Annotated in this window: 16 protein-coding genes; 11 read left to right on the top strand and 5 right to left on the bottom strand. The window is 41.0% G+C overall.

The window, feature by feature from the left end:
* Positions 1-7 precede the first annotated feature (7 nt).
* The 3 genes from IM797_RS04920 to IM797_RS04910 are packed head-to-tail and all read left to right on the top strand — an operon-like array spanning position 8 to position 4,467.
* Positions 8-1,432, top strand: coding sequence for a RagB/SusD family nutrient uptake outer membrane protein (locus IM797_RS04920; protein WP_194125961.1), 1,425 nt, complete (start codon positions 8-10; stop codon positions 1,430-1,432).
* A 16-nt stretch (positions 1,433-1,448) separates the two neighbouring features.
* Positions 1,449-3,890 (top strand): zinc-dependent metalloprotease, encoded by a 2,442-nt coding sequence (locus IM797_RS04915; protein ID WP_194125960.1) that lies wholly within the window; start codon positions 1,449-1,451, stop codon positions 3,888-3,890.
* A 58-nt stretch (positions 3,891-3,948) separates the two neighbouring features.
* Positions 3,949-4,467: a DUF3347 domain-containing protein gene (locus tag IM797_RS04910; protein ID WP_194125959.1), complete on the top strand. Its 519-nt coding sequence runs from the start codon at positions 3,949-3,951 to the stop codon at positions 4,465-4,467.
* 67 nt (positions 4,468-4,534) lie between these two features.
* Here IM797_RS04910 and IM797_RS04905 read toward each other — a convergent pair whose 3' ends face one another.
* The gene (locus IM797_RS04905) at positions 4,535-6,013 is read right to left on the bottom strand and encodes a PLP-dependent aminotransferase family protein (RefSeq protein WP_194125958.1); all 1,479 of its coding nucleotides are present in this window, start codon (positions 6,011-6,013) and stop codon (positions 4,535-4,537) included.
* 101 nt (positions 6,014-6,114) lie between these two features.
* On the opposite strand from IM797_RS04905, the gene IM797_RS04900 reads away from it, so the two are divergent.
* A complete protein-coding gene (locus tag IM797_RS04900; RefSeq protein ID WP_194125957.1) occupies positions 6,115-6,450 on the top strand; it encodes an antibiotic biosynthesis monooxygenase in 336 nt (111 codons plus the stop codon).
* A gap of 18 nt (positions 6,451-6,468) precedes the next feature.
* Positions 6,469-6,888, top strand: coding sequence for a GNAT family N-acetyltransferase (locus IM797_RS04895; protein WP_194125956.1), 420 nt, complete (start codon positions 6,469-6,471; stop codon positions 6,886-6,888).
* A gap of 63 nt (positions 6,889-6,951) precedes the next feature.
* On the opposite strand, the gene IM797_RS04890 is transcribed toward IM797_RS04895, so the two are convergent.
* Together IM797_RS04890 and IM797_RS04885 are read right to left on the bottom strand one after the other, a co-directional pair.
* Positions 6,952-8,334, bottom strand: coding sequence for a hypothetical protein (locus tag IM797_RS04890; protein WP_194125955.1), 1,383 nt, complete (start codon positions 8,332-8,334; stop codon positions 6,952-6,954).
* 19 nt (positions 8,335-8,353) lie between these two features.
* A complete protein-coding gene (locus IM797_RS04885; RefSeq protein ID WP_194125954.1) occupies positions 8,354-11,167 on the bottom strand; it encodes a TonB-dependent receptor in 2,814 nt (937 codons plus the stop codon).
* A 318-nt stretch (positions 11,168-11,485) separates the two neighbouring features.
* Between IM797_RS04885 and IM797_RS04880 the strand changes: the two genes are divergently transcribed.
* Complete coding sequence (locus tag IM797_RS04880) at positions 11,486-12,268, top strand: hypothetical protein (protein ID WP_194125953.1); 783 nt, start codon at positions 11,486-11,488, stop codon at positions 12,266-12,268.
* Positions 12,269-12,337: 69 nt separating this feature from the next.
* Here the strand turns inward: IM797_RS04880 and IM797_RS04875 are convergent, their stop codons facing one another.
* On the bottom strand, positions 12,338-13,693 hold the full coding sequence (locus tag IM797_RS04875) for a glycoside hydrolase family 28 protein (RefSeq protein WP_194125952.1): 1,356 nt from the start codon (positions 13,691-13,693) through the stop codon (positions 12,338-12,340).
* A gap of 159 nt (positions 13,694-13,852) precedes the next feature.
* Here IM797_RS04875 and IM797_RS04870 point away from each other — a divergent pair, with 159 nt between their 5' ends.
* From IM797_RS04870 to IM797_RS04860, 3 genes are read left to right on the top strand one after another with little or no spacing between them, the layout of a single operon-like run.
* Positions 13,853-14,590, top strand: coding sequence for a CPBP family intramembrane glutamic endopeptidase (locus tag IM797_RS04870; protein ID WP_194125951.1), 738 nt, complete (start codon positions 13,853-13,855; stop codon positions 14,588-14,590).
* Positions 14,591-14,648: 58 nt separating this feature from the next.
* A complete protein-coding gene (locus tag IM797_RS04865; RefSeq protein ID WP_228098714.1) occupies positions 14,649-15,818 on the top strand; it encodes a sensor histidine kinase in 1,170 nt (389 codons plus the stop codon).
* Positions 15,818-16,528 (top strand): LytTR family DNA-binding domain-containing protein, encoded by a 711-nt coding sequence (locus IM797_RS04860; protein ID WP_194125950.1) that lies wholly within the window; start codon positions 15,818-15,820, stop codon positions 16,526-16,528. Before IM797_RS04865 ends, IM797_RS04860 begins: the two co-directional genes overlap by 1 nt.
* Here the strand turns inward: IM797_RS04860 and IM797_RS04855 are convergent.
* Positions 16,518-17,798 (bottom strand): tetratricopeptide repeat-containing sensor histidine kinase, encoded by a 1,281-nt coding sequence (locus IM797_RS04855; protein WP_194125949.1) that lies wholly within the window; start codon positions 17,796-17,798, stop codon positions 16,518-16,520. The genes IM797_RS04860 and IM797_RS04855 overlap by 11 nt on opposite strands.
* A gap of 190 nt (positions 17,799-17,988) precedes the next feature.
* On the opposite strand from IM797_RS04855, the gene IM797_RS04850 reads away from it, so the two are divergent.
* Together IM797_RS04850 and IM797_RS04845 are read left to right on the top strand one after the other, a co-directional pair.
* The gene (locus IM797_RS04850) at positions 17,989-19,035 is read left to right on the top strand and encodes a COX15/CtaA family protein (RefSeq protein WP_194125948.1); all 1,047 of its coding nucleotides are present in this window, start codon (positions 17,989-17,991) and stop codon (positions 19,033-19,035) included.
* 120 nt (positions 19,036-19,155) lie between these two features.
* Positions 19,156-23,511, top strand: coding sequence for a hybrid sensor histidine kinase/response regulator transcription factor (locus tag IM797_RS04845; RefSeq protein WP_194125947.1), 4,356 nt, complete (start codon positions 19,156-19,158; stop codon positions 23,509-23,511).
* Positions 23,512-23,541 lie beyond the last annotated feature (30 nt).

Below are 23,541 nucleotides of genomic sequence, written 5' to 3'. Positions count from 1 at the left end.
CATGATTATGAAATTAAATATAAAACTACTATTGTTAATGCCGGTTTTGCTATCGCTATCCTGCAAAAAATATATCGATATCACTCCCCGTGGATCTGCCGTGGTCGAAACTGCACAACAATTCTATGAAATGGTATCCTTACCAAATCGGGGCTATGCCATCAATAACTTTCAGTACCTTGTTGACGATCAGTGGATGAGGGAAAGTGATGTGATCGGAAAAGCTAAAAACCTGAATATCGTTAATTTTACCTTTGATGAAACTGAAAATCGGGTGAACCTGCTTTCCAGTTCTTCCTTTTATAATCAGGCCTATTCGTATATCAACAGATGGAACATGATCATCAGCCTGGTAGATGGTTCTACAGGTGATGATGCGACAAAGCTCATTGCAAAGTCTGAAGCCAGGGTACACCGGGCATTTGATTATTTTTTGTTGATAAACACTTATGCAAAAGCTTATGATCCTGCTTCAGCAGCAACGGATGGCGGGATTTGCATTATGGATAAGTTTGACCTGGAAGCAAAGCCGGTAAAATCTACTGTAAAAGATGCTTATGATTTTATCCAGAAAGACCTGGATGACGCCATTCCAAATCTACAAGCAAAGCCTTTAGATGAGAATCACCCTTCTCTGGCATTTGCCTGGGCATTAAAAGCTAAAGTGCATTTGTTTAAAAGAGAATTTGCTGCGGCTAAAGAAGCAGCTTTGAAATCTTTATCCTACAAAAATGATATTTTTGATTTAGTTGATTATACTGCAAAAGGAGGTCCCAATGTCGTGGCAGTTGTTGCCCCAAATAATCCTGAGGTGTTAAACTATGCTTACATGACCGGATACACAGAGATGAATTTTGCTTATGTGAACATCATTAGTCCGGAATTAAGAACCTTATTTGGTAACAATGATGCGCGTTTTAACCTGTTCTTTACCACTGTAAATGCATCATTTTTAGATGCAGGTTCAGGAACTGCGTATTTCAATATCGGCTACAAAAAATTCTTTTACCCTACTGTAGGGATGAAAACGACAGAAGTTTATCTGATGCTGGCTGAACTTTATGCCCGAGAAAATAACCTCACCGAGGCCATAGCCACATTAAATAAGATTCGGGTAAAACGGATCACTTCAGGAACCGTAAATCTTGCTGTTCCAGCTACTATAAAAGAAACTATAGCACTGGTCATCGCCGAACGCAGAAAAGAACTGCTATTCGGTGTAAACCGATTCTTTGATTTGAAAAGGTTCAACCTGGAGCCTGATTATGCAAAAACGATTGTCCGTGTATTCCCGATTGTGAATACAACTGAACCTAAAAAAACGTATACACTGAATCCAAACTCCAGATTGTATATCATTCCTTTTGCTCAGGATGTATTGAAACAAAATCCAGGATTGAAGTTAAACACAGACGAAGTCATTCCTTTTTAAACTAAAAAACACACAAATGAAGTTTGCTTTAAGTATTTTATTTTGTGCCATATCCTTATCTGGATATGCACAGGATAAGACCAATAAAAAGATAGACAGTACCCAGGTTAAGGCTGTCGTATCTTATGAAAAATTAATTCCTAAAACAGCATTGAGCAAGGAAGGGATGTTCGATGTAAAAAGTACGGACAATAAATGGTATTTTGAAATTCCGGATAGTCTGTTAAACCGTTATATTCTTGCTGTTACCCGCTACGTAGCTATGCCTCAGGGAGCTGGTAGTTTTGGTGGCGAGAAAGCCAATGAACAAACGGTTTATTTTGAAAAAGGAAATGGCAATAAAATTTTCCTGCGAGCAGTAGTGTATCGGCAAGACGTGAAGGATGAACAACAACAAATCTCCAGGGCAGTTGCATCTTCGCAGGTCAATCCGATTGTTGCTGCATTTGATATCAAATCTAAAAATCCGGCTACAGGTAATTCCGTGATTGATGTTACTGACTTGTTGCGTAAAGAGAGTAATGTGCTGTCAATTTCTCAGCAGGAGAAAACAGAGAAAAAACTCGGGGGGCTGGCAGATGACAGGTCGTTCATAGAATCTGTTCATACTTATCCCATGAATATCGAAATCAGGACCACCAAGACTTATGCTACTTCTGGCGTGGCAACCATTACAGCAGGTGCATTAACCGGTAGTGTAACTGTTCAGTTAAATACATCCTTGGTATTGTTGCCTAAAGTACCTATGCGAAAGCGGCTTTCAGATGAACGTGTGGGGTATTTCGCCAATAAATACACGCTCTTTGACGAAAATAAACAGGTTGCACAACCCTTGTTTTTTATACAGCGTTATCGCCTGGAACCCAAAGACAAAGACCTTGCGAAATATAAAAAAGGTGAGTTGGTTGAGCCTAAAAAACAGATTGTTTATTACATTGATCCGGCAACGCCGAAAAAATGGCGTAAGTACCTGATTGCGGGAGTGAACGATTGGCAGAAAGCCTTTGAGCAGGCCGGCTTTAAAAATGCAATTGTAGCCAAAGAATGGCCCGAAGCTGATACCACGATGAGCCTGGAGGACGCACGCTATTCCGTAATCCGTTACTATGCTTCTGAAACACCTAATGCCTACGGACCCCGCATCAGCGATCCGCGTAGTGGCGAAATCATTGAAAGTCATGTCGGCTGGTTTCATAACGTGATGAAACTGGTACACAACTGGTATATGATACAGGCCGGAGCACTGGATCCCCGTGCCCGAAAAATGGAATTTGATGATGAATTGATGGGTGAATTGATTCGTTTTGTATCCTCGCATGAGATCGGACATACATTGGGTTTGAGGCACAATATGGGCGCAAGCAGTCAGACTCCGGTTGAAAAACTGAGAGATAAGAAATGGGTAGAAGCCAATGGACATACCGTGTCAATCATGGATTATGCGCGTTTCAACTACGTTGCCCAACCTGAAGACCATATTGGCCCGGCAGGAATTTATCCGAGAATTGGGATGTACGATAAATGGGCCATACAATGGGGATACAAATATCTGTTTGGTGCTAAAGATGAATTCGAAGAACAAGCCGTCTTAAATAAAATGACCATCGACAGTCTGACCAAAAATCCGAGACTGTGGTTTGGTGGTGAAGGGAAAGATGAAGATCCCAGGAGCCAGACAGAAGATCTGGGTGACGATGCGATAGTGGCAAGTGAATACGGTATCAAAAACCTGCAGCGTGTGGTGCCAAATCTGATCAGCTGGACCTACCAACCTGGAGATTTATATGATAACCTGAAGACGATGCATAAAGCAGTAGTTTCGCAGTATTCAAAGTATCTATATCATGTGATGAAAAATATAGGTAATCGCTATATCACTCAGCGAAGTACAGACGAGAAAGGATTTGTTTATACTGAGGTGCCCAAAGCAAAAGTAAAAAGTGTAATCGGGTATTTGGATAGACAGGTATTTGAAGCCCCGCTATGGATGTATCCGAAAGAAATTGCTGCACTGATCGATATCAAACCTGTGAATGAGATCATGGATCAGCAAAATCAAATGCTGAATATGTTGTTGAGTTCGGGACTGGTTTTTAACCTGGAGCAGCGGGCCCTTTCGTCGGCCGATCCATATCCGGTAGCCGAGTACTTGAATGACCTGGAAAAGGCGGTCTGGAAAAATCTATCTGCAGATCCTGTACGCTCTAGCTACAGACGGTCTATGCAACGGGGGTATGTAGAAAAATTGAATAACCTGATCAATCCGAAGGACATGGCAGATGGTAAAATGATGTCTAATGCACAGCGTAGCGACGTGCGTATTGCAGCTATTTTGCATGCTAAGCATCTGCGGACAACAATAGCGACGATGTCGGTAAACGGAGATTTGAATCTGGAACATCAGGCAGATATGTTGAGCGAGATTGATAAAATCATTGCCAGAATTAAAAAAGATTAAATGTTAGGATGTTAAGCTCTTAAAGGCTGCTTCTATATCAAAATATAATTGCATAAAGATGAAAAGAATAACCAGTATGATGATCACGCTCTTTGCTGTGATCAGCTTTAGCGGAGTAGCACAAGTCTCAGTCTCAAATGTGGCAACGGAAAAACAAGAAGCTGCTAAGACAGAAGTTTTGGAAAGCTATCTGCGCATGAGCAATAGCCTGATCTTGTCTGACTCTGTCGCGACTGCAAAAAATGCTGCAGTCTTTTTAAAAAGCCTGGAAAAGTTCAGGTTTAAGAAATTGACTCTTGAAGAAATGAATTCGGCAACCACCACCAGGGCCGAAATTCGTTTACTGCTTGCAAAAATTGCGGAGACAACCAACATCAATGCTCAGCGCAAAGCTTTTCTAGATGTTTCTGATAAAATGTGGAAGATTGCAAAAAGCGTACAGCCTATTGGCCTTTCTTTGTATCAACAGGTATGCCCGATGACGGGGGCCACATGGATTAGTAAGGAACGGGAGATTAAAAATCCCTATTATCCCAAGAATATGCTCACTTGCGGCGAGATTAAGAACAGTATTTAAAAATCAAAAGGCCCAATTTTTTCATAAAATTGGGCTTTTTGATTTTTAAAGATACAATACAAACAGTTTAGATCAGCCCTTTTAAAATATTTACGCTTCGGATTAAATCGTCACAGGAGGAAGAAGCAAAACCCAAACGAGCTCCATTGACATTGTAGTTTGCGTAACGGTGTAGTTTTCCATTTGAAATAGATAGGCCTTTTTGATAGGCGTTTACGGATAGCTTTTCAAGGTCAATTGATTTGTCAAATGTTGTCCAGACAGTCATCCCGCCTTCGGGAATAGTGAAATTTACAACGCCTTCCAATTCACTATTTAACAAACCGCAAAATAGATTACGCCTTTCTTCGTAAACCGGTAAGGCCTTTCTGATGTACCGCTGAATTGTACCGTCATTTAATATTTCGGATAAGGCATTATCCATGATATGGTCGCCCTGCCTGTCTATAAGAATCCGGATCTTTGCAAGATGCTCAATCACATTTTCGGCAGCTACCAGATATCCCATACGGAAGGCCGGGGAAAAGCTTTTACTGAAGGTGCCACAATAAATAACCATTCCGGTTTCGTCGGCACTGGCAAGCGGTAACAATGGTCGGTGTTTGTAATGGAAGTCAAAGTCATAATCATCTTCAAAAATGAAGAAACCAAAGGTGTTTGCAAGTCGCAGCAGTTCCAATCTTCGGTCAATGCGTAAAGATACTGTTGTTGGGTAGTGGTGGTGTGGGGTTACATATACCATTCTCACTTTCTTTTTTATGCAGATTTTCCTCAATTCATCTATTACGAGGCCATGTTCATCCACAGGTATTGTAATGTGTTCAGCTTGGGCGTGGATAAAATTCATTTCCGCTTTATTCCATCCGGGTAAACCCGATACAATAACATCACCGGTTTCAATCAGTCCGTTGCAGACCAGGTTTAAGCCCATGAGTGTACCTCTTACTGAAAAAATATTCTTGGCTGTGGTTTTTAGCCCTCTTGTCTCATTCAGATATACAGACAATGCCTGCCTGTACAAATCTGAACCTTCTGGATCGCCATAATGGCCAAATTTATTGTAAAAACCACTTCGTGTCAGTTGATTTCTGTACGCCCTATACATCTCTTTTATCGGGGTTAATTTAGGGTCAGGCAATCCATCGTCCAAATGAAGTTCAGCAGAAGTTGTGGTATACTGACCGAGTAAGAAATGTTTAGTCTCAATGGTAAAATGAGCTTTCTTCAAAGGGCTTGAAGTCAGGGATGTTTGCAATATTCTTGGTTCGGGTTCTGGAACGTGTGAAGATACGAATGTACCTCGTCCTACAAAACTTTCCAGCCAACCTTGTGTCTGCAATTCCCCATATGCCCTTGAAACTGTAATCCTGTTTATCTTTAACAACTTGGCCACTGCCCTTGAAGCCGGCAGTTTTTCTCCCGAACATAGTTTTCCATTTTTTATTAAAGATAAAATAGCATCTGCCAACTGCAGGTACACTGCTCTGTCTGCAGTATGGTCAAGGTGTAGGTCAATGAAAATGCGATTTATGATTGGACTATCCATTTTATTTAAATTGGATTACAAACGTAATCCAATTTAAGGATAGTTTTGTTGCAGAGTAGGAAATGGTGTAAAGAAACTGGATTAGCTAAAGCATAAAAAAAATGATAGCAGTAATATTTGAAGTCATGCCCGAAGCGGGTAAAAAAGATGAATACCTGAGCATTGCAAAGGCATTACGATCTGAGTTAGATAATGTTCAGGGATTTATTTCCATAGAACGCTTCCAAAGTCTGGTTGATCCAAATAAAATCCTTTCATTGTCTTTCTGGCAAAGCGAAGAAAGCGTAAGGGAATGGAGAAACCAAACCATGCATCGAAAGGCCCAGCAAGCGGGCAGAAATTCAGTTTTTGAAGATTACAGGTTGCGTGTTGCCACAGTAATCAGGGATTACGGCATGGGGGAGAGAGCAGAGGCCCCACAGGACAACATATTTTAACTATAACAATTAATAGATATGATCACTTATCAGGTTGAAGAAAAAATTGGAACAGCAGAATTTATTGAGGTATTGCTGAATTCTACATTAGGAGAAAGGCGCCCCGTAAACGAACCAGATAGAATTGCCGGGATGTTACAGCATGCTAACCTGATTGTGACGGCACGCGATAATGGCAAATTAATCGGAATCTCAAGGTCTTTGACCGATTTCGTGTATTGTACGTATCTTTCAGATTTGGCAGTTGACGAAAAGTATCAGAAAAAGGGAATAGGATTGGAATTGATCCGCATGACTAAAAAAAATACAGCCCAGGCAAAACTTATTTTGTTGGCGGCGCCGAAAGCAGTGGGCTACTATCCTAAGGTTGGCATGACGCAATGGGAACAATGTTATGTACTGGATGATGTCGAAGATTTGATCCTTGTAAAAAGGTAGGGAGGGGTTTTATGAAAAGGCGAATCGTCATCCCGAAATAAATTCAGGATGACGATTCCCGATTTAGTGACGGTTGCCCGTACCATCAGTTTGAAAAGCACCAATGTCTCTTCCTGGTGGTGTCAATTCAGTAATACCATAATTGGCTGCTATAGGAATGTTGCCCGTGGGTGCAAATCCAGTATAACCCGCAGCAATACATGGTGATCCTGTACTCAGACCGAAATTATAGGTTCCGGCGACAGCAATACCTTTAAGCGTTGCGCCTGCCGGTAGGGGGGCGGGGCCATTGATGAACTTAGGATTGTTTTTTCCAACCAATGCGGTACCATCGTACACATCGCCTAGTTTATAGGTAGCAGGTAAAAAAGTATTTGGTTTGGGGATATCAGATGTTTTAGGTTTGGTAATGTAAGTGGGCGGATAAAATTGGTTGGTGACAGCTAAGGAATCACCATAATTAAAGTTATTGCCGTAATCCAGGTTGGTTGTATCTGCTGGTGGCGATGTGACTACCCTCGGACCATATTTACAATTCACCATCAGGTTATTATAAAACTTACCGGCAGCTCCCTCTTCAAAATTTACTGAACCGCCGCGGCCAACCTGTGCCCTGCGCCAGCCGCAGTTGATGATGGTGTTGTTGTAAACACGCACATTGGTTTGAATATTAGTCCCGCCCGTGTTAGATATTTTAATGGCATTGGTACACATCCCGACACAAAGATTATAGGCTACATTGCCTACAGTCCCGCCTTTGCAACTAAATGCTTCACCACCTGTTAAACCACCTTTCTCAAAAGTGTTGCGCAAAATGGCGATCTTGCCACCTGTTACCCGGATCGGATCGTCTACACTACCGTAAAACCAGGAATCCTCTACAATTAGTGTACCTGCAGGATTCTGGAAATAAATATTATAAGTATTTTTATTGTTGGCAATACCTAAAGCCGCACCAATGGTAGCACCCGCGGCACCACCACCAAATTCAACATGTGTCCATTTCAGCACAATCATATTACAATCGGTACTGCCGTTAATGCCTCTCCATAATCCTTTAAAAGCAGGGTCTGTATTTGGATTCGCATTTACAGCATCTGTCCTTACCACGCCATCAACAGTTAACCAGTTGGGGTTTTCATGTGTGCCCAGAGAAGCAAAGGTACCGTAAACCAAAATCCCGGCACCATTGGTTACGTTTACACGTACGCCTGGCTGCAGGATTAATGTATCTCCTTTTTGTACAATAACATCTCCGTTGATGGTATAGGTTTTACCACTTAACATGGTACCCTTGATATTGCCTGATAAAGGCGCTGTATCACTTACCGGATTTGAGGGCGTAAGCACCGGTGTATAAATATCAGCATGTCTTTTTTCCAGTTTTTCACAACCTGTAAATATCAGGACTGCCAAAGACAGGGTATATAGGAGCTTCGTTTTCATTTGAAGTATATTTTAATAGTTAATTGAATTTATAGCGTAGTCCAAGTAAAAAAGATGGTTTGTAAAATGTGTTTTGTACCAGTATTTTATCGGTGTCTTCCTGCATCGGTAACCTATCCCGGCCCGATAAAAATGTATTGGGCTGTAAAACATCAACCTTGGTGTGTGAATTGGTAATGTTGGTGACTTTGCTATACACAGAAAAAAGTTTCATTACTTTCTTTTCTACCGAGAAGTCGAGTTGATTGAACGGGCGTTGCCAGTAATCGAGGCCGTAATAAGGGCTTACCACGATAATCCGTTTGCCTGTATATACATAAGCTATTTGCGCATCTAAACCAAGTGCAGGATCTTTATAAATGAAAGATAGGTTGGCAATGTGATCAGCCTGTCCCTGAAGCGGCCGGGTTTGATCGATATCCCGGAAGCCGGTAGAATTATCCGGTTTACGGTAGTAGTACGATTTTGGTGTGGTAATGCGCGAGTGCGTATAGGTATAGTTTGCGGACACACCGAAATGACCAAAATATTTAGTTGCCGCGATTTCAGCACCATAATTGCTCGCAGCACCATAATTAAATGGTTTTAACACCTGAGTGGTATTTGTACCCGATACTTGTGCCAGACCCGCCTCAATAGGATCTTTTATACGTTTGTAAAATGCACCAATCAGCACCTGATCAGCTGCACCAGGAAAGAATTCATAGCGCAGGTCCACATTATCTGCACGTGAGCGGTTCAAATCATAGTTGCCCGCTTCATTATAGTATTCGCCACTAATCAAGGTAGGTACAATTTCAAAATAACCAGGTCTTGATATGGCTTTGTAATAAGCCAGGCGTAAAGCTTGTTGAGCTGTTAAGCTGTATTTAAATTGCACACTGGGTAACAAGTCGGTATAGTAAATGGTACCAGCTTTACCCTGGACAGTATTAGGCTGTACGGTCTCGTAATGATTACGGGTATGCTCTACCCGTAAACCACCTATAATTTCCAGTTTAGGAATCGGGTTCAATTTACCTTGCAGGTAACCCGCGGTAATGTCTTCCTGGACATTGTAAGTATTGGCATTGATATCCCCGCTTTTACCGCCATCGCTTCCTTTAAATGCAAATTGTGCATTAAAAATATCAGTATAAGCCTGGTTGGTACTGCCTGATGGCACAGATGGATCCAAATCGTACTGGTTGTAATAGTTGTCACGGTTTTTATGACGGTATAAACCACCTATCTTAAACTCAGCCTTGCTGTTGAATACTTGCTTAGGATTGAAGGTTAAATTGGCATAGAGCGCCGCATCTCTGTCCGTATTATGGGTCCAACGGCGGCTCATGCTACTCAAATAATAAGTGGTTTCTGTCTGCTTTCCATTGGCATCGGTACTTACGCCATGTTGTGTAGTGAAAGATGCGTAGTCAGGGATTTCATTTTTGGCAGCAGAATATACGGCCGACCAGTCGGCAATAAAGCGTTTGGATAGGTAATGTGTGCCTTTCAATGTGGAGTTATAAATCTGCTGAATTTGCCAGGTGCTTCGGTTTTCCAGGTTTACATTGCCGTTACCCGGACCAGTAAAGCTGATGTTGCGTACAGAATCGACTGTAGCACGCGATTGAAAGTCTTCTGTACGAAGGTACATATTAAACCAGGTAATCTTATGTTTGGCATTGATCAGGTAGTCCATATTGCTATATAAGCCAATACGCTTATTTTGCGTGGAATATTGCCTTAAATACACGTCAGCAAATACAGGTGTATTTTCTAAACCAGGCTGCGTATTCGGAAAAAAGTAATTGGTATTGGTGCCACGGTAAATGTCCTGATAGCTGGCTGATACAATGACGCCAAATTGTTTCTGCTCACCAAAACGATCACCCAGTGTTAAACCAAAGGTTTTATTAATCGGGCGCTTCAGTTCACGATAAGACAAATTTCCTGCTGGAAAATCTTTTGGCGATGCATTATAATCTGGACCGTTAATTTCTCCAGGCGATTTTTTATTGATCACACTGTGGTCAAAAGCCTGGAAAGGCTGCGCGTTTAAAATGGTACTATAACCTGCCGAGGCATTGGCCTGGACCAGTAATTGCCGGGGGGCATCTTTCATCACCATATTGATGGTACCACCAATGGCATCGCCTTCCATCGATGGAATTAAAGATTTGCTTACTTCCAGGCGTTCCAGTAAATCGGCCGGAAATAGATCAAGAGGCACGTAACGGTTATTGTTATCCGGACTTGGAATTTTAATGCCATTAACTAAGGTGGTATTGTAACGTTTGTCCATACCACGGATTACCGGATACCGGCCTTCGCCATTATTGCTCCGGTCTATCACAATCCCAGGAACACGCTGCATGACGTTGGCTACAGTAATATCGGGTAATAATTGTATGGTCCTGGCCGAAAATACATTGACCAGCTGATTGGCATTCTTTTCAATGCTGCGGGACCGGCTTTCATTTGAGGCCGAAGCCGAGATGATGTTTACGTCGTTCAACTCATTAATCTGCGGGATCAGCGCAAAGTCTTTCAGCGTTTCACTTTCTTTTTTTACTGTTACTGTCGCGGTTTGTGTATGATAAGACAGGTATTTTACCTGTACGGAGTAACTGCCGGGCTTTACTTTCTTAAAACTATAACCCCCGTCCAATAGCACCGTTTTATGCTGATCCGTTTGTAATATGGAAACAGTGGCACCAATAAGTGGCTCGCCGGTTATACCATCAGTAACCTTGCCCTTAAGGGTTTGGGCGTAACTGTACGCTCCAATTAGAACAAACAGCGGGGTTAGGCAAGTAAATTTAAAATTCAAGTTGCGTTTTAATTGCATTTATAAATGAATTGATGGTGAAAAATGGTATTGGTATGCAAACAATAAAACTGATGATTAAGGGGGGAAGAGGAGGATAGCTTAAAGAATCAGGGCGGGGCCTGATTGAGGTTTGTTTTCATTTAGACTAATTCTAATTAGAGCAAATGTATAAAAGAATAATCAATTTCAAAATTTCCTTGAAAAAAGTCTGTATCCCGTGGGCACCTGAGCTTGTCGTATCTCCTATTTTAGTATTTTTTTCAGGAAAATTAATGATTACATTTAGGGAACAATTTCAATCAGAAACATGTTAATTTGTAAAATACATATATCGCAATGGGATTATTTGACCACTTCCGAAAGGAAAAACAAGAACCACAACAAACTGAAAATACGGAATCTGAACGCTCCAATCAGCCCTATCTAGGTGATCTGCAAAAAACACAGCTTGTTTTTGAGCTGATCGGCGTACCTGCCGGGGAACGTAATGAAACCTGGCAGCGCGATTTTCTGGAAAACATTGTACAGGCAAGTTTTCGCTGCGGAGAACCTCAGGTCACTAAAGGGCCAGATGGCTTTCCTTACTTTCAGTTACTGATGCCAAAGCCAAATGAGCGTTTTCAATGTTACGTTATCGACCGGATGAAGGATGACTTTTTACTAAAACTAGGCTATGGTGTCGTCATTAACCCGGATAAGGGGCAGCCGGATTGGGTACTGACTTATGGCGATATCCTGAACCTGCATTTAAACGGATCGTTTTATACTACGGAACCAACGCCCTTTTCCAGAGCAGTGGAGGATGAAATGATCGAGAACGAGGAAAATGTGTTGGTAGGACAGCCATCTGATCAGATTTTACCTGAACACACGAGAGCAGTTTTAAATAAGTTTCTGACCAATAGCGGGGTTAAGTCTCCAAAGGTGTTGCTGATGTGCAGAACTGCTACTGACGGAACAGTTTCCCAGGATCTGGTTTTCAATTTAACACCTGATGATTTTGAAACTGAGGCGCATTTCAGAAGTGTCATGCAGCATTTGGGTTGGTTTTTACCTCGTCACTATTCTTTCGTAGCTATGGCGGAGCAGCAATTTGAAGATAGTTTTATGCCGCTTTGATCAAACAGGGTTGCGCTTTACAGCGCGCAACCCTTAATTTTTTTCTCTCAAAACGGTTAAGATGTGAACTTAAAAAAGCTTCTTCCCGTTAACTACAACATTGTTTAGTTTGAAATTCTTAATCAATGAGGTGTCTATTTTTGCATCTTTAGCTTTAATATCCAGATTTTCAAACTTGAAATCTGATAAAGTATATTTGAATGCGTTCGATTGATCGCCATCACTTGGTAATCCTACATTGAAAAAAGTACTGCAATCCAGTTTAATATTGCGCATCGTGATGTTTCTGCCATATGAAGTTCTCAAGTTTTTCTCCCCTTTAAGATCAAAAAACTGGGTCCAGGGACGTATGTAAATGAAATTCTCAATGTTGGATCCTTTGATGTCTTCTACCAGTACATATTCATAGGTTTGCGGTGTGTCACCGCGCATTTTAAGCCAAAGCAGACGTTCTGCATGTTGAATGTTAATGCGTCTCAGGATGATGTTGTGGTTGTAAATCGACTCACTTCCAAAGGTTAGGGCACCATGGCAAAATCCGTAAGTACAGTCTTCAATGATCACATTGGCATTGCCACCATTATTTTCATCTTCATCTGCCAACGGGCCTTTACCACCCTTAAGTGCTACGGCGTCATCATTTACCGACATATAGCAATTTTTAATCAGAAAGTTTTTACACGCATCTATATCAACCGCATCTGTACTCGGAGCCTTAACCGGATCTTTAGGAGAGAAGATATGCAGATCAAGCAGTTTCACATATTCACATTTGTAGAAATGGCTGGTCCAGAAAGGGGAGTTGATTAATTTAACACCAGAAAGTTGAACGTTTTTACTGTTGGAGATGTACACCAGTCGGGGTCTCATTTCATCCATATTGGTGCATTTGGGATTAAATTCTCTTCTCAACCAAAAAGCTTTCCAGTACTTTAGTCCGTTGCCATCTATGGTTCCCTTACCGGAAATGGTAAAGCCGTCCAGTCCATCGGCATTCACTAAAGCAGCGAAATATTTCAGGCTCTGGCCTTCCATACGTGTAGGTACCAATGGAAAATTAGTAATGTCGTCACTGCCTTTTAGTTTTGCACCTTCTTCCAGGTAGAGGTGTGTACCTTGTTTAAAAAATAAAGAGCCGCTCAAAAAAGTTCCCTTCGGGATGACCACTACGCCGCCGCCATTTGCCTGGGCTTTATCAATTACGGCTTGTATCATTTTTGTCTGAATAACCGTACTGTCATTGATCAGGTTGTAATCTGTAATGCGGTACCGTTTACCCAATTTATTGATATCTGTAGTTTTGTTTTGTCTAAACCAATCTGGTATTGGTGTACCGTCAGGAAATACTTCCTGGGCAAAAGTGTTTAAGCTAAACATCATGGAAATTACAAGCAATATCCTGAGTTTATTTTTTTGTAGGTTCATAGTCATTGTGTGTGTTTAGTGTTAATAACTGTCTTGGTGACGCGTAAATATAGTTAATCTTTCCATATTGAGCTTTCATCGGTAGAAATGATGTTTCCATCGGTAGCTTTTTTAATCCAATGCGCAGGCAGATAGTTTTGATAAAAAATATTAAAATCTATGTCACTATTTACCCCACTGATCTGGATCCTCATGATCCTGCCAATGATCACCATCGCAATGATCCAATCACAAAAAGGTCAGCTTAAGTATCTGGCTTTCTTTGTGCTATATTTCTTGTTCGATTGTTACCTTCAGCAATTGTCCGGTACTTATCTTAAACTGGATTTCCTAGGACTCCAGTTTTCCTGGATTGGAAAAATTTTAAGCTTGATCACCTCAGTAGCCATCATCTATTCGGTTTCAAAAGCAGATCGGCAAGCCATTGGATTAACAACCAAAACAAACGCTAAAAAGCAATTGAAATTTGGGCTGCTGTTTTTCTTTGGCTTGCTGTTGTTTGATTTCATCTTCAAAATTATCTTGTTCCCTAAAGGAGGCAGTTTCCATTTCGAAACTTTTGCTTTTCAGGCCAGTATGCCGGGCTTAACCGAAGAGCTGGCTTTTAGAGGAATCGGTTGCTGGTTACTGGATAAAGCATTTGTTCCCAGGTGGACTTTTAAAGGTGTTCAGTTTGGTTGGGGGATTGTGATTGTCACTGTTTTTTTTGGAATCGCCCATGGCGTGGTACTCACAGAAAATCACGAGCTCAAATTTGATTTGGTGACAATCATTTATTTAACCTTAATTTCTTCAGCAAGCCTTGGTATGCTTAGAAAGTTTTCAGGTAATCTTATTTATCCCATTCTAGGCCATAATACGATCAATATCATGAACTCAATCATTAGAATTCTATAATAAAAATGTGATCAAGTAAATCAAACACTTATTTTTGGTTGCTTTTAGACAATAATAAATGCATAATAAACGAGTTTTCTCCAGCTACTTTACGGATAAGATTGCAGAATTTGATTTCGAAAAATTCTACATCAAAAGGAATCGTATGCTGCTCCACGGTCTGATGTGGATGGCCTTCGCCATGCTCTTGTTTTTAAGTTACAGGCTTGCTTATCAATTGACCTTTTTTAACAGTTTTATACTGACATTGCGGATGACGATGGTTAACATGGTTGTTTTCTATTTGTTCTTCTATGTGGCATTGCCCGGAATTTTTAAAGGAAGTGTGGGCATAGCTGTGCTTTTATTAACCATTGCTTTTCCGGTGTTTGTGATGATCTGGCTCTTGGTTACCTATGCTTTTTCAATCGCTTACCATGCAATGGGGTTTGAAATCCTAACCGGTGAACTTAAAGGAGCAATTCAGGGGAGTGCGAGTCAAACTCTTTTAGAAGCCATATCGCCGGGCAGAATGGTATCGCAAGCCATCATCATCATTTCTATTTTGGCGCCTTTCTTTTTTGTGAAAATACTTTTCGACTTGTCCAGGCTTTATAATAAGACCTTAAATATTCAAAAGCAAAAAGCAACATTGGAAATCCAGAACATCAATATCGAAAAGGACTTCCTGAAAGCTCAGCTCAATCCGCATTTCCTTTTCAATACGTTAAATAATTTATACAGTTTAAGTCTGAAAAAGGATGATCTGGTGCCCGAAGTTATTCTCAACCTTTCAGATACCATGAGTTATACACTGTATGAATCAAATACAGAAAAGGTGCCTTTGAGCAAAGAAATGGAATTTATCAAAAACTATTTGGAGCTTGAAAAAATGAGATATACAGGCGACAAAAACATTCAATTTGAATTCCCTTCCAATTCCGCATGTGCCGGGTTTTATATCGCTCCACTTTTAACCTTTACATTTATTGAAAATGCTTTTAAATATGGTTTAAAATCTAAAATAGGTGCCCTGTTTCGCTTAAGTATAAAAATGGAAAAGCGGTGTTTCTGTTTCGAGATTGAAAATGATTTTGATCCAAGCCTAACAAAGGGTGATTTTGGAGGAATAGGTTTGGAAAATGCAAAAAAGCGATTACAACTGTTATATCCCAATAAACACGAATTGCAAATCCAGCATACTGCAAACAGTTTTAAAGTGTCACTACAAATAGATTTAGCAAACTAATGAAAAAATTAAACTGTGTCATTATAGACGATGAACCTCTGGGAAGAGATGTTGTAGCATCTTTTGCTACAGAAATCCCTTTTATCCATGTCCTGGCCACATTTGAAGATCCTGTTGAAGCACTTTTGTTCATCAAAGCGCATCCTGTAGACCTGGTTTTTAGTGATATAGAAATGCCTAAACTAAACGGTTTGGAACTTGTTCGCGCTTTGGGTAATGACGTAGTTGTTATTTTTATCACTGCATACCGGGATTTTGCAATAGATGGTTTTGATACCGGGGCAACAGACTACCTGGTTAAGCCTGTGAGATTTGACCGCTTTTTGAAAGCGGTCAATAAGGCCAAAGACTATCTTGATTTAAAAAGTTCTTCGTCCAAACCACAAATTAATAACGACCATATATTCGTCAAGTCGGATGGTAAGTTGATTAAAATTTTACTGACTGATGTCCAGTATGTGGAAGCACAGGGTGATTATTTAAAAATCGTTACGCCAGCAGGTATGCACAGCACACAGGCTACGCTAAAATCCATGGAAGAAACCCTGCCTTTACCAAAGTTTTTTAGAATTCAGCGTTCATTCATTTTAAATCTTGGAGCGGTGAAAAGTGTAAATGGCAATATGGTAGAGCTCATGAACGGAAAATCCATTTCCGTTGCATTGAATAAAAAAGACGAACTTTTCAGTCTTTTGGGGATTAAATCCTAGCCGCCCCGTTCGGATAACTAAAATAAAATGTGGTGCCCTCACCGGTGTTGCTCTCCAGCCAGATGGCACCGCCATTTGCTTTTTGGAATTCCTTACTTAACATCAAGCCAATTCCTGTACCTTTTTCGCCCTTGGTACCAAATGAAACGTCAAGCTGATCTGTTAAGAATGCCTGTTGCTGCGCGGCGCTGATTCCTACACCTTCATCCTTTACCGAAAAAACAATTTGATCTGACTCAGTCGTATTTGCAGCAATGGTGATTTTACTTTGATCATGACTGAACTTGATCGCATTGGAAAGCAGGTTGCGTACTACAAAGTCGAAATGATCCTGATCAGCGGTAAGATGTATATCCGCCGGGACCTGATTTTGTATATCCAGGCTTTTTTCAACCGCTTTTCCCTGTAAGGCAGTAATGTTACTGGTTATGACCTTTGATGGATTGAAAACTACAGGTTGAACGGTTATACCATTCAGTTGTGCTTGTCCCCAGCTCAATAAAGAATTCAGTATTTCGAGCGACACGTCGCCTTGTTTGCGCATTTGGCTAATCATGTGTCTTTGCTCGTCTGCAGTCAGTTCATCGTGTTCCATCAGTGCAAGTACATCCGTTATCGAACCTATTGGGTTGCGCAGGTCATGCCCGATAATGGTAAACAATTTATCCTTGATCAGATTGGCCGCATGTAGCTTTGCATTCAGTTTTTTTGTTTTCCTGATGTCGTAAAAGAGGATGATAAGGATGACAAATATGGCAATGGCAACCAGGAAAATCACATTACGCTGGTAAGTTTTTTGTAGCAATACAATCTTTTGATCCTTATCGTTTTGCACCAGTTGATCTGCAATCCGGTGATGTTCTTCAAGGGCTTGTAGCGCCTGTTTGTAATTGGCCTGTTGTCTGTAGATTTCAGAAAGACTGCGGTAGATTTCAGCAGAGAGTCGTTGTTGTCCTATCGAATCTGCAAGCAGAAGGGCATTTTTCAAATGAACAATGCTCTGATCGGCATCATCAGTTTTGAGTACATGGGCAATGCCCATTAGCGACCTGATTTGATCCTCATACAAATTATACCTCCTTGCTTTTTGAAGTGCCTGGTTATGGTAATACAAAGCCTTTTCTTTATTCTTGTTTTTCCGGTGAACCTCGCCGGTCCGGTTCAGCGTAGCAATTTGAGCGTGCGTGGTATCTGCTGCTGAAACCGGTTTTTCAATTTGTCCACAAGCAGAAGACATCACAAACAGAAATAATATGAAAATGTACCTCATGATATGAAGATAACATATATTCCAGATTTAGCGTGTAAAAATATCTGTTCATTTTTTAACGCTGTGTGATGACAGAATTTTAACTGATTAACCAGATCCGAAGAGACTGATGCAGATCAAGATCTCGGTTGATTTACATCACTTTTTCTGCTTAAACTTTTAGACAGTTTTGTGCCAGGAATAATAAGTTATGAATTTGAGTAAGAAATCGCCGGTTACCGTTTGGCTGGGTATTGGCGTAGTGATGTTAATGATCCAGATTTTATTGGGTGGTATTACCCGGTTAACAGGATCAGGTCTTTCTATCACCGAATGGCAGCCCTTACTAGGTGCATTACCGCCCCTAAGTAAACAGGGCTGGGAGCAGAGTTTTCAAAAGTACCAGCAAATTGCGCAGTTTAAACAAGTAAATAGTCATTTTTCCCTATCCGATTATCAACATATTTTCTTCTGGGAATGGTTGCATCGGAATTGGGCCCGGCTGATGGGACTGGTTTTCATTGTTCCGTTTTTATACTTTATTATTCAGAAAAAAATCAAGAAGGATATGATCAGGCCGTTAATGGTTTTGTTTATCCTTGGTGGATTTCAAGGTCTTATCGGCTGGGTTATGGTACAAAGTGGTTTAAATGATACGGATGTCCGGGTAAGTCACATCCGTCTGGCAATCCACTTCATCAGTGCCCTGTTTCTACTGTGTTATCTGCTTTGGTTTACTTTAAAACTCAGTGTCCCAGCTTCAAGAAGAATAGTCGCTCCCCAGTCGACCACGTTGCAAGTCTTTTTGCTTGTTTTACTTTTGATGCAATTGGTCTATGGTGCTTTTATGGCAGGTAGCCATGCTGCACTACATGCGGCCACCTGGCCGGATATCAATGGTAGTTTTGTTCCGGCCGGTTTACTGAGTCCGGATAACCTGACCTACAGGTTGTTTTATGATCCTTTGGTGATTCAATTTGTACACCGCAATCTTGCTTATATAATCGCTTTACTGATCATAGTATGGTACTTCCAGACAGGAAAAGTCGAAAGGAATAGCTTTTTACATCGGTATCGGTCGCTTCCCTTGTTATTGGTGCTGCTACAGATCACTTTAGGTGTTTTTGCATTGATCAACAGCCCGTTTAAATCATCAATCTATTTTTCGTTGCTGCACCAGCTTACCGGTATGCTCTTATTGATGACCTTAGTTACCGCATATTTTTTAAGTGTAAAATCAGTTAAGCCAATTCATTAGTGCTTTTCGATACCGGAAACGATTGCACACATTTAATTGTACATCCGTTTCTTTTATTAATTTCTAGTGTTTATTCTTGCCCCATACCAGATATGATGATGTATGAGTTAAGTTTGTGTCATGCTTAAAAGAAAAGGGTTTTGTGGTTTGATGTTACTGCTGTTCTTAGCCACCTATGGCGGGGCTCAGATCAAATGTAAAATAGAACACTATTCTACAGAAGACGGGCTGTCTCATGATGGCATTAGGGCAATCATCAAAGATCGCGACGGATTGATGTGGTTTGGTACCTGGGATGGCATCAACCGCTTTGATGGACAGAACTTTGTAACCTACAAGACGAGGCCCGGCGACAGTTCCAGCTTAAAGTTAAACCGGATTGAAAAGATTGTAGAAGATAAGCAGGGATATCTGTGGCTTGAGGTATACGATAATCAGGTATACCGCTTTGATAAAACAGGTAAGAAGTTTCTTTCAGTGGCTAAAATTCTTGCGGAAAAGAACATCAATCACATTTTGTTCAACGGCATTGTCATCGCAGAAAATGGATACATATACCTCAGTACCTTCAATCAAGGTCTGTTTATCCTAAAAAATACAGCTGAGGGTAACCTTGAAGTCAATAGATATGATTTTAAATCGGTTAACTTTTTCCGTACAGATCAGCAGCAGCAATTGTGGGTAGGTACCGAAGCGGGTTTAAGTTTGCTCCGTTTAGACCAATCCGGAATATATCGGAAGAAAGCCATCAATACCGGTTTTGTTAAACCTGAAGCATATACTTGCTTTGCAGAGGATAAAAGAAACATCTGGATGGGTACAAGTGATGGGGATCTGATTCGATATGATAAATCATCCCATCAGTTTTCAAAGCAAAAAATAGCGCAAAGCCGGTTGAATGAAATATTGATTTCTAAAAGTGGTCAGCAGGCTTACGTCACTGCTTCAAATCACCTGGTAACAGTGAACTTATCCGATCTTTCCAGTGTAAAAGCAACGATGTCCGCCGCGGGCACCATGTTATCCATTTATGAAGATAAATCCGGTTTGTTGTGGATTGAGCCGGAAAAGCATGGCTTAATTAAATATGATCCCCAAAAGCATAAATTCAGTTATTTCTTTCAGGAAAACGACGCCAATTTTTTCAATAGTGCAAAAGATTATAAGGTTTTTGAAGATCATACCGGCAGGGTTTGGATGTCTATGAAGGGGGGCGGCTTTGGTTATTATAATCCGGCTGCTGATGCCGTCGAATATTTTTACAACAGACCCGGATCTGCAGATCATAAGTTCTCAAATATTGTTGGTATGAGTTATTTTGACCCTGCCGGTATTCTTTGGCTAAGCACCAGGGACAGGGGCCTGGAAAAGGTTATTTTCCAGCAGAATGATTTTAAGCATAAGCTATTGGCAGAGCATACGCTGAATAAATCTGACAATGAGATTCGTGGTGTGTATAGTGATCGGAACAACCGGCTTTGGATCAGCGCTAAATCAGGGCGTTTGTATGTTTACGATCGTGGCAGGCAATTGACTGATATTTTTACCAATATGCCTGTTGGAGGTCTCGGCTTAATATACACTTTCCTGGAGGATAGAAATGGGGTTATGTGGCTTGGTACAAAAGGTAACGGACTATTCAGAGCGGTACCAACAGACAAAACTGCGCTTAAATATACGCTTACGCATTACCGTGCCGATAAAAAAGATCGCAATAGCCTGAGCAGTGATCTCATTTACGCCCTGTTAGAAGACAAATCGGGCCGCATATGGGTTGCTACTTATGAATACGGAATTAATTTGGTCCGTAATCCATCGGGAAATGTTCAGTTTGTAAACACCTTTAACTCTTTTAAAAATTACCCATCTGCTTCTTTAAAAGTGAGACATTTGGCCGAAGACAAAACAGGGGAAATCTGGCTGGCAACCACCAATGGACTGATGACTTTTAATCCGAATGGTAAAAAAACGGATGATTACATTTTTAAGAGCTATGGTAAAATACCTGGCGACAAAGAGAGCCTGGGTAACAACGATGTGCAGTACATTTACAGAGATACTAAAAATAGAATGTGGCTGGCTACAGCAGGTGGAGGCTTGAATCAAGTTGTTTCGTTGTCGGATAATACCTTGAAAGTTAAGGTTTTTACTAAAGAAAGCGGTTTGCCGAGTGATTATATTCTGAGTATCGTGGAAGATCGGGCACATGATTTATGGTTAGGTACAGAAAACGGTATCTCCAGATTAGATCCTGAGCAACAACGTTTCAGAAATTACGATTCCTATAATGGCCTGCCCAAAACAGGATTGTCAGAAGCTGCAAGTTTGAGACTGCCTAACGGCGATTTGTTTTTTGGCTGTATCAACGGATATCTGACTTTTAGCCCGGCCGCAATTACCGATCAGAAGATTAAAGCGAAAATGGCTTTAACTGGCTTCCAGATCAACAATAAAGATGTCAGTCCGAATGAAAAGCGGCCTACCTTAAACGTTGACATCAATGCGGCGAAGGAGATTGATCTGAAATACAACGAGAATATCATCAGTATTGATTTTGCAGTGCTTGATTACCGTTCCAATAATAAACAACAATATGCGTACCGTTTGAAGGGATTTGATACCGAGTGGCAAAGCGTTAAAAACCAGCGCAGGGCTACTTACACCAATTTGTCTCCAGGGCATTATGTTTTTGAAGTCAAAAGTACCAATGCTGATCTATACCAAAGTATACCTGTTAAAACCCTGATCATCCATATTGACCCACCGCCATGGCGTACGCTATGGGCTTACTTGTTGTATCTGGTGCTATTCGGCATTTTGATAGCGGTAGGCCGTAGAATTGCGCTTACCATGATTAGATTGCGCAATAAAATCGCCCTGGAACAGCGTCTGACAGAACTTAAACTGAGTTTTTTTACCAATATTTCTCATGAGCTCCGAACACCACTGACCTTGATTGTGAATCCGATTGAGGAGATTGCACGACAGGAAAACCTGTCTGTGAAAGGACAGGAGTACATTGCTGTAGTCAGACGGAATGCCAACCGGATGGTACGCTTCATTAACCAGTTGCTGTATTTCAGAAAAGCCCAAAGCGGAAATATGAACATGCAGGTTAGCCATACTGATGTCATTGCCCTGATCAATTATATCGTAGGTTATTTTTCAGAATTGGCTAGAGAGAAACAGATTGAATTACTGGTCTACGCCAAAGTACAGGAGTTGTATGCCTGGGTAGATGCTGAAAAGATTGATATTGTCGTTTACAACTTACTGGCTAATGCCCTTAAATTTACAGCCAACAATACGATTGTGAGGGTTGAAATTGATCATGATCCTGCACAGCAGATTTTCACCATCCAGGTCATAGATCAGGGGCCGGGAGTTCCGAATGATAAACTTAAAGACATCTTTGAGCTCTATTATGAATTGGATAAAGAACCAGGCAATAATCTGGAGGGTACAGGAATTGGCCTGGCACTTTGTAAAGAGATCATTGGCCTTCACCATGGCAGGATTGAAGCCAGGAATGGTACAGACCAGGGCTTAGTCGTGATGCTGACACTTCCTTCCGGAAAGGAACACTTTAAAAATGGGGAACGCATTGTAGATGCCTTGCCTGATCGTGTACAAACTCCTGTTGTTCAGCCGGTATTGGCTGTGTCAGATGTTGAATTCGCTGCGGATGAAAAGGATGCAAACCGGCCGGTTGTGCTGGTGGTGGATGATAATGGTGAACTGAGGAAATTTTTAGCCGATCAGCTGAGTGCTTTTTACCAGGTACTGGAGGCAGGCGATGGTAAGCAAGGTTTAAAAATTGCTATGGAATTGATCCCCGATCTGATATTGAGCGATGTGATGATGCCTGTAATGGATGGCATAGCGCTACTAAGTCAGCTGAAAGATCATGAAAGGACCAGTCATATCCCTGTTGTGCTGCTCACGGCAAAATCTTCTGTTGAACATCAAATAGAAGGATTGAGGTATGGTGCGGATTACTATATCACCAAGCCATTTCAGACCGCCTTTATCCTGGCTTCTATAGCAAATCTATTAAAACAGCGACAAAAGATTTTTGAGTCCTTACTGGCCAGTAAGAAAACAATTCAATTGGGGCCAGGCGAAATTTTAATCACTTCAAAGGATGAAGCCTTCTTAAAGGAGATCATCGAAATTGTAGAAAAAGGGATGGCTGATCCCGATTTTAACATAGAACTCGTTGCAGAATCGATAGGGATGGGGCGCACCACATTTTATAAGAAATTCAAAAGTTTAACCAATCTGGCCCCGATAGAATTTGTTCGGGAAATGCGTCTCAAAAGAGGAAAGCAACTTTTAGATGCCGGTGGATACAACATTTCCGAAATCGCTTATACCGTTGGTTTCAATAGTGCTAAATATTTCAGTACCTGCTTTAAAGAAGATTACGGAATCTCTCCATCGGAGTACCTCAAAGCCCTGAGAAACAAAAAATAGACCTATTTGGTCAATTTTTAGACCTCCAAA

The organism is Pedobacter sp. MC2016-24 (assembly GCF_015223055.1).
In the GTDB taxonomy this organism is placed as follows: Bacteria; Bacteroidota; Bacteroidia; order Sphingobacteriales; family Sphingobacteriaceae; genus Pedobacter.
Note: the sequence above shows the minus strand (reverse complement) of the source record. Positions and strands in the feature narration are given on the sequence as shown.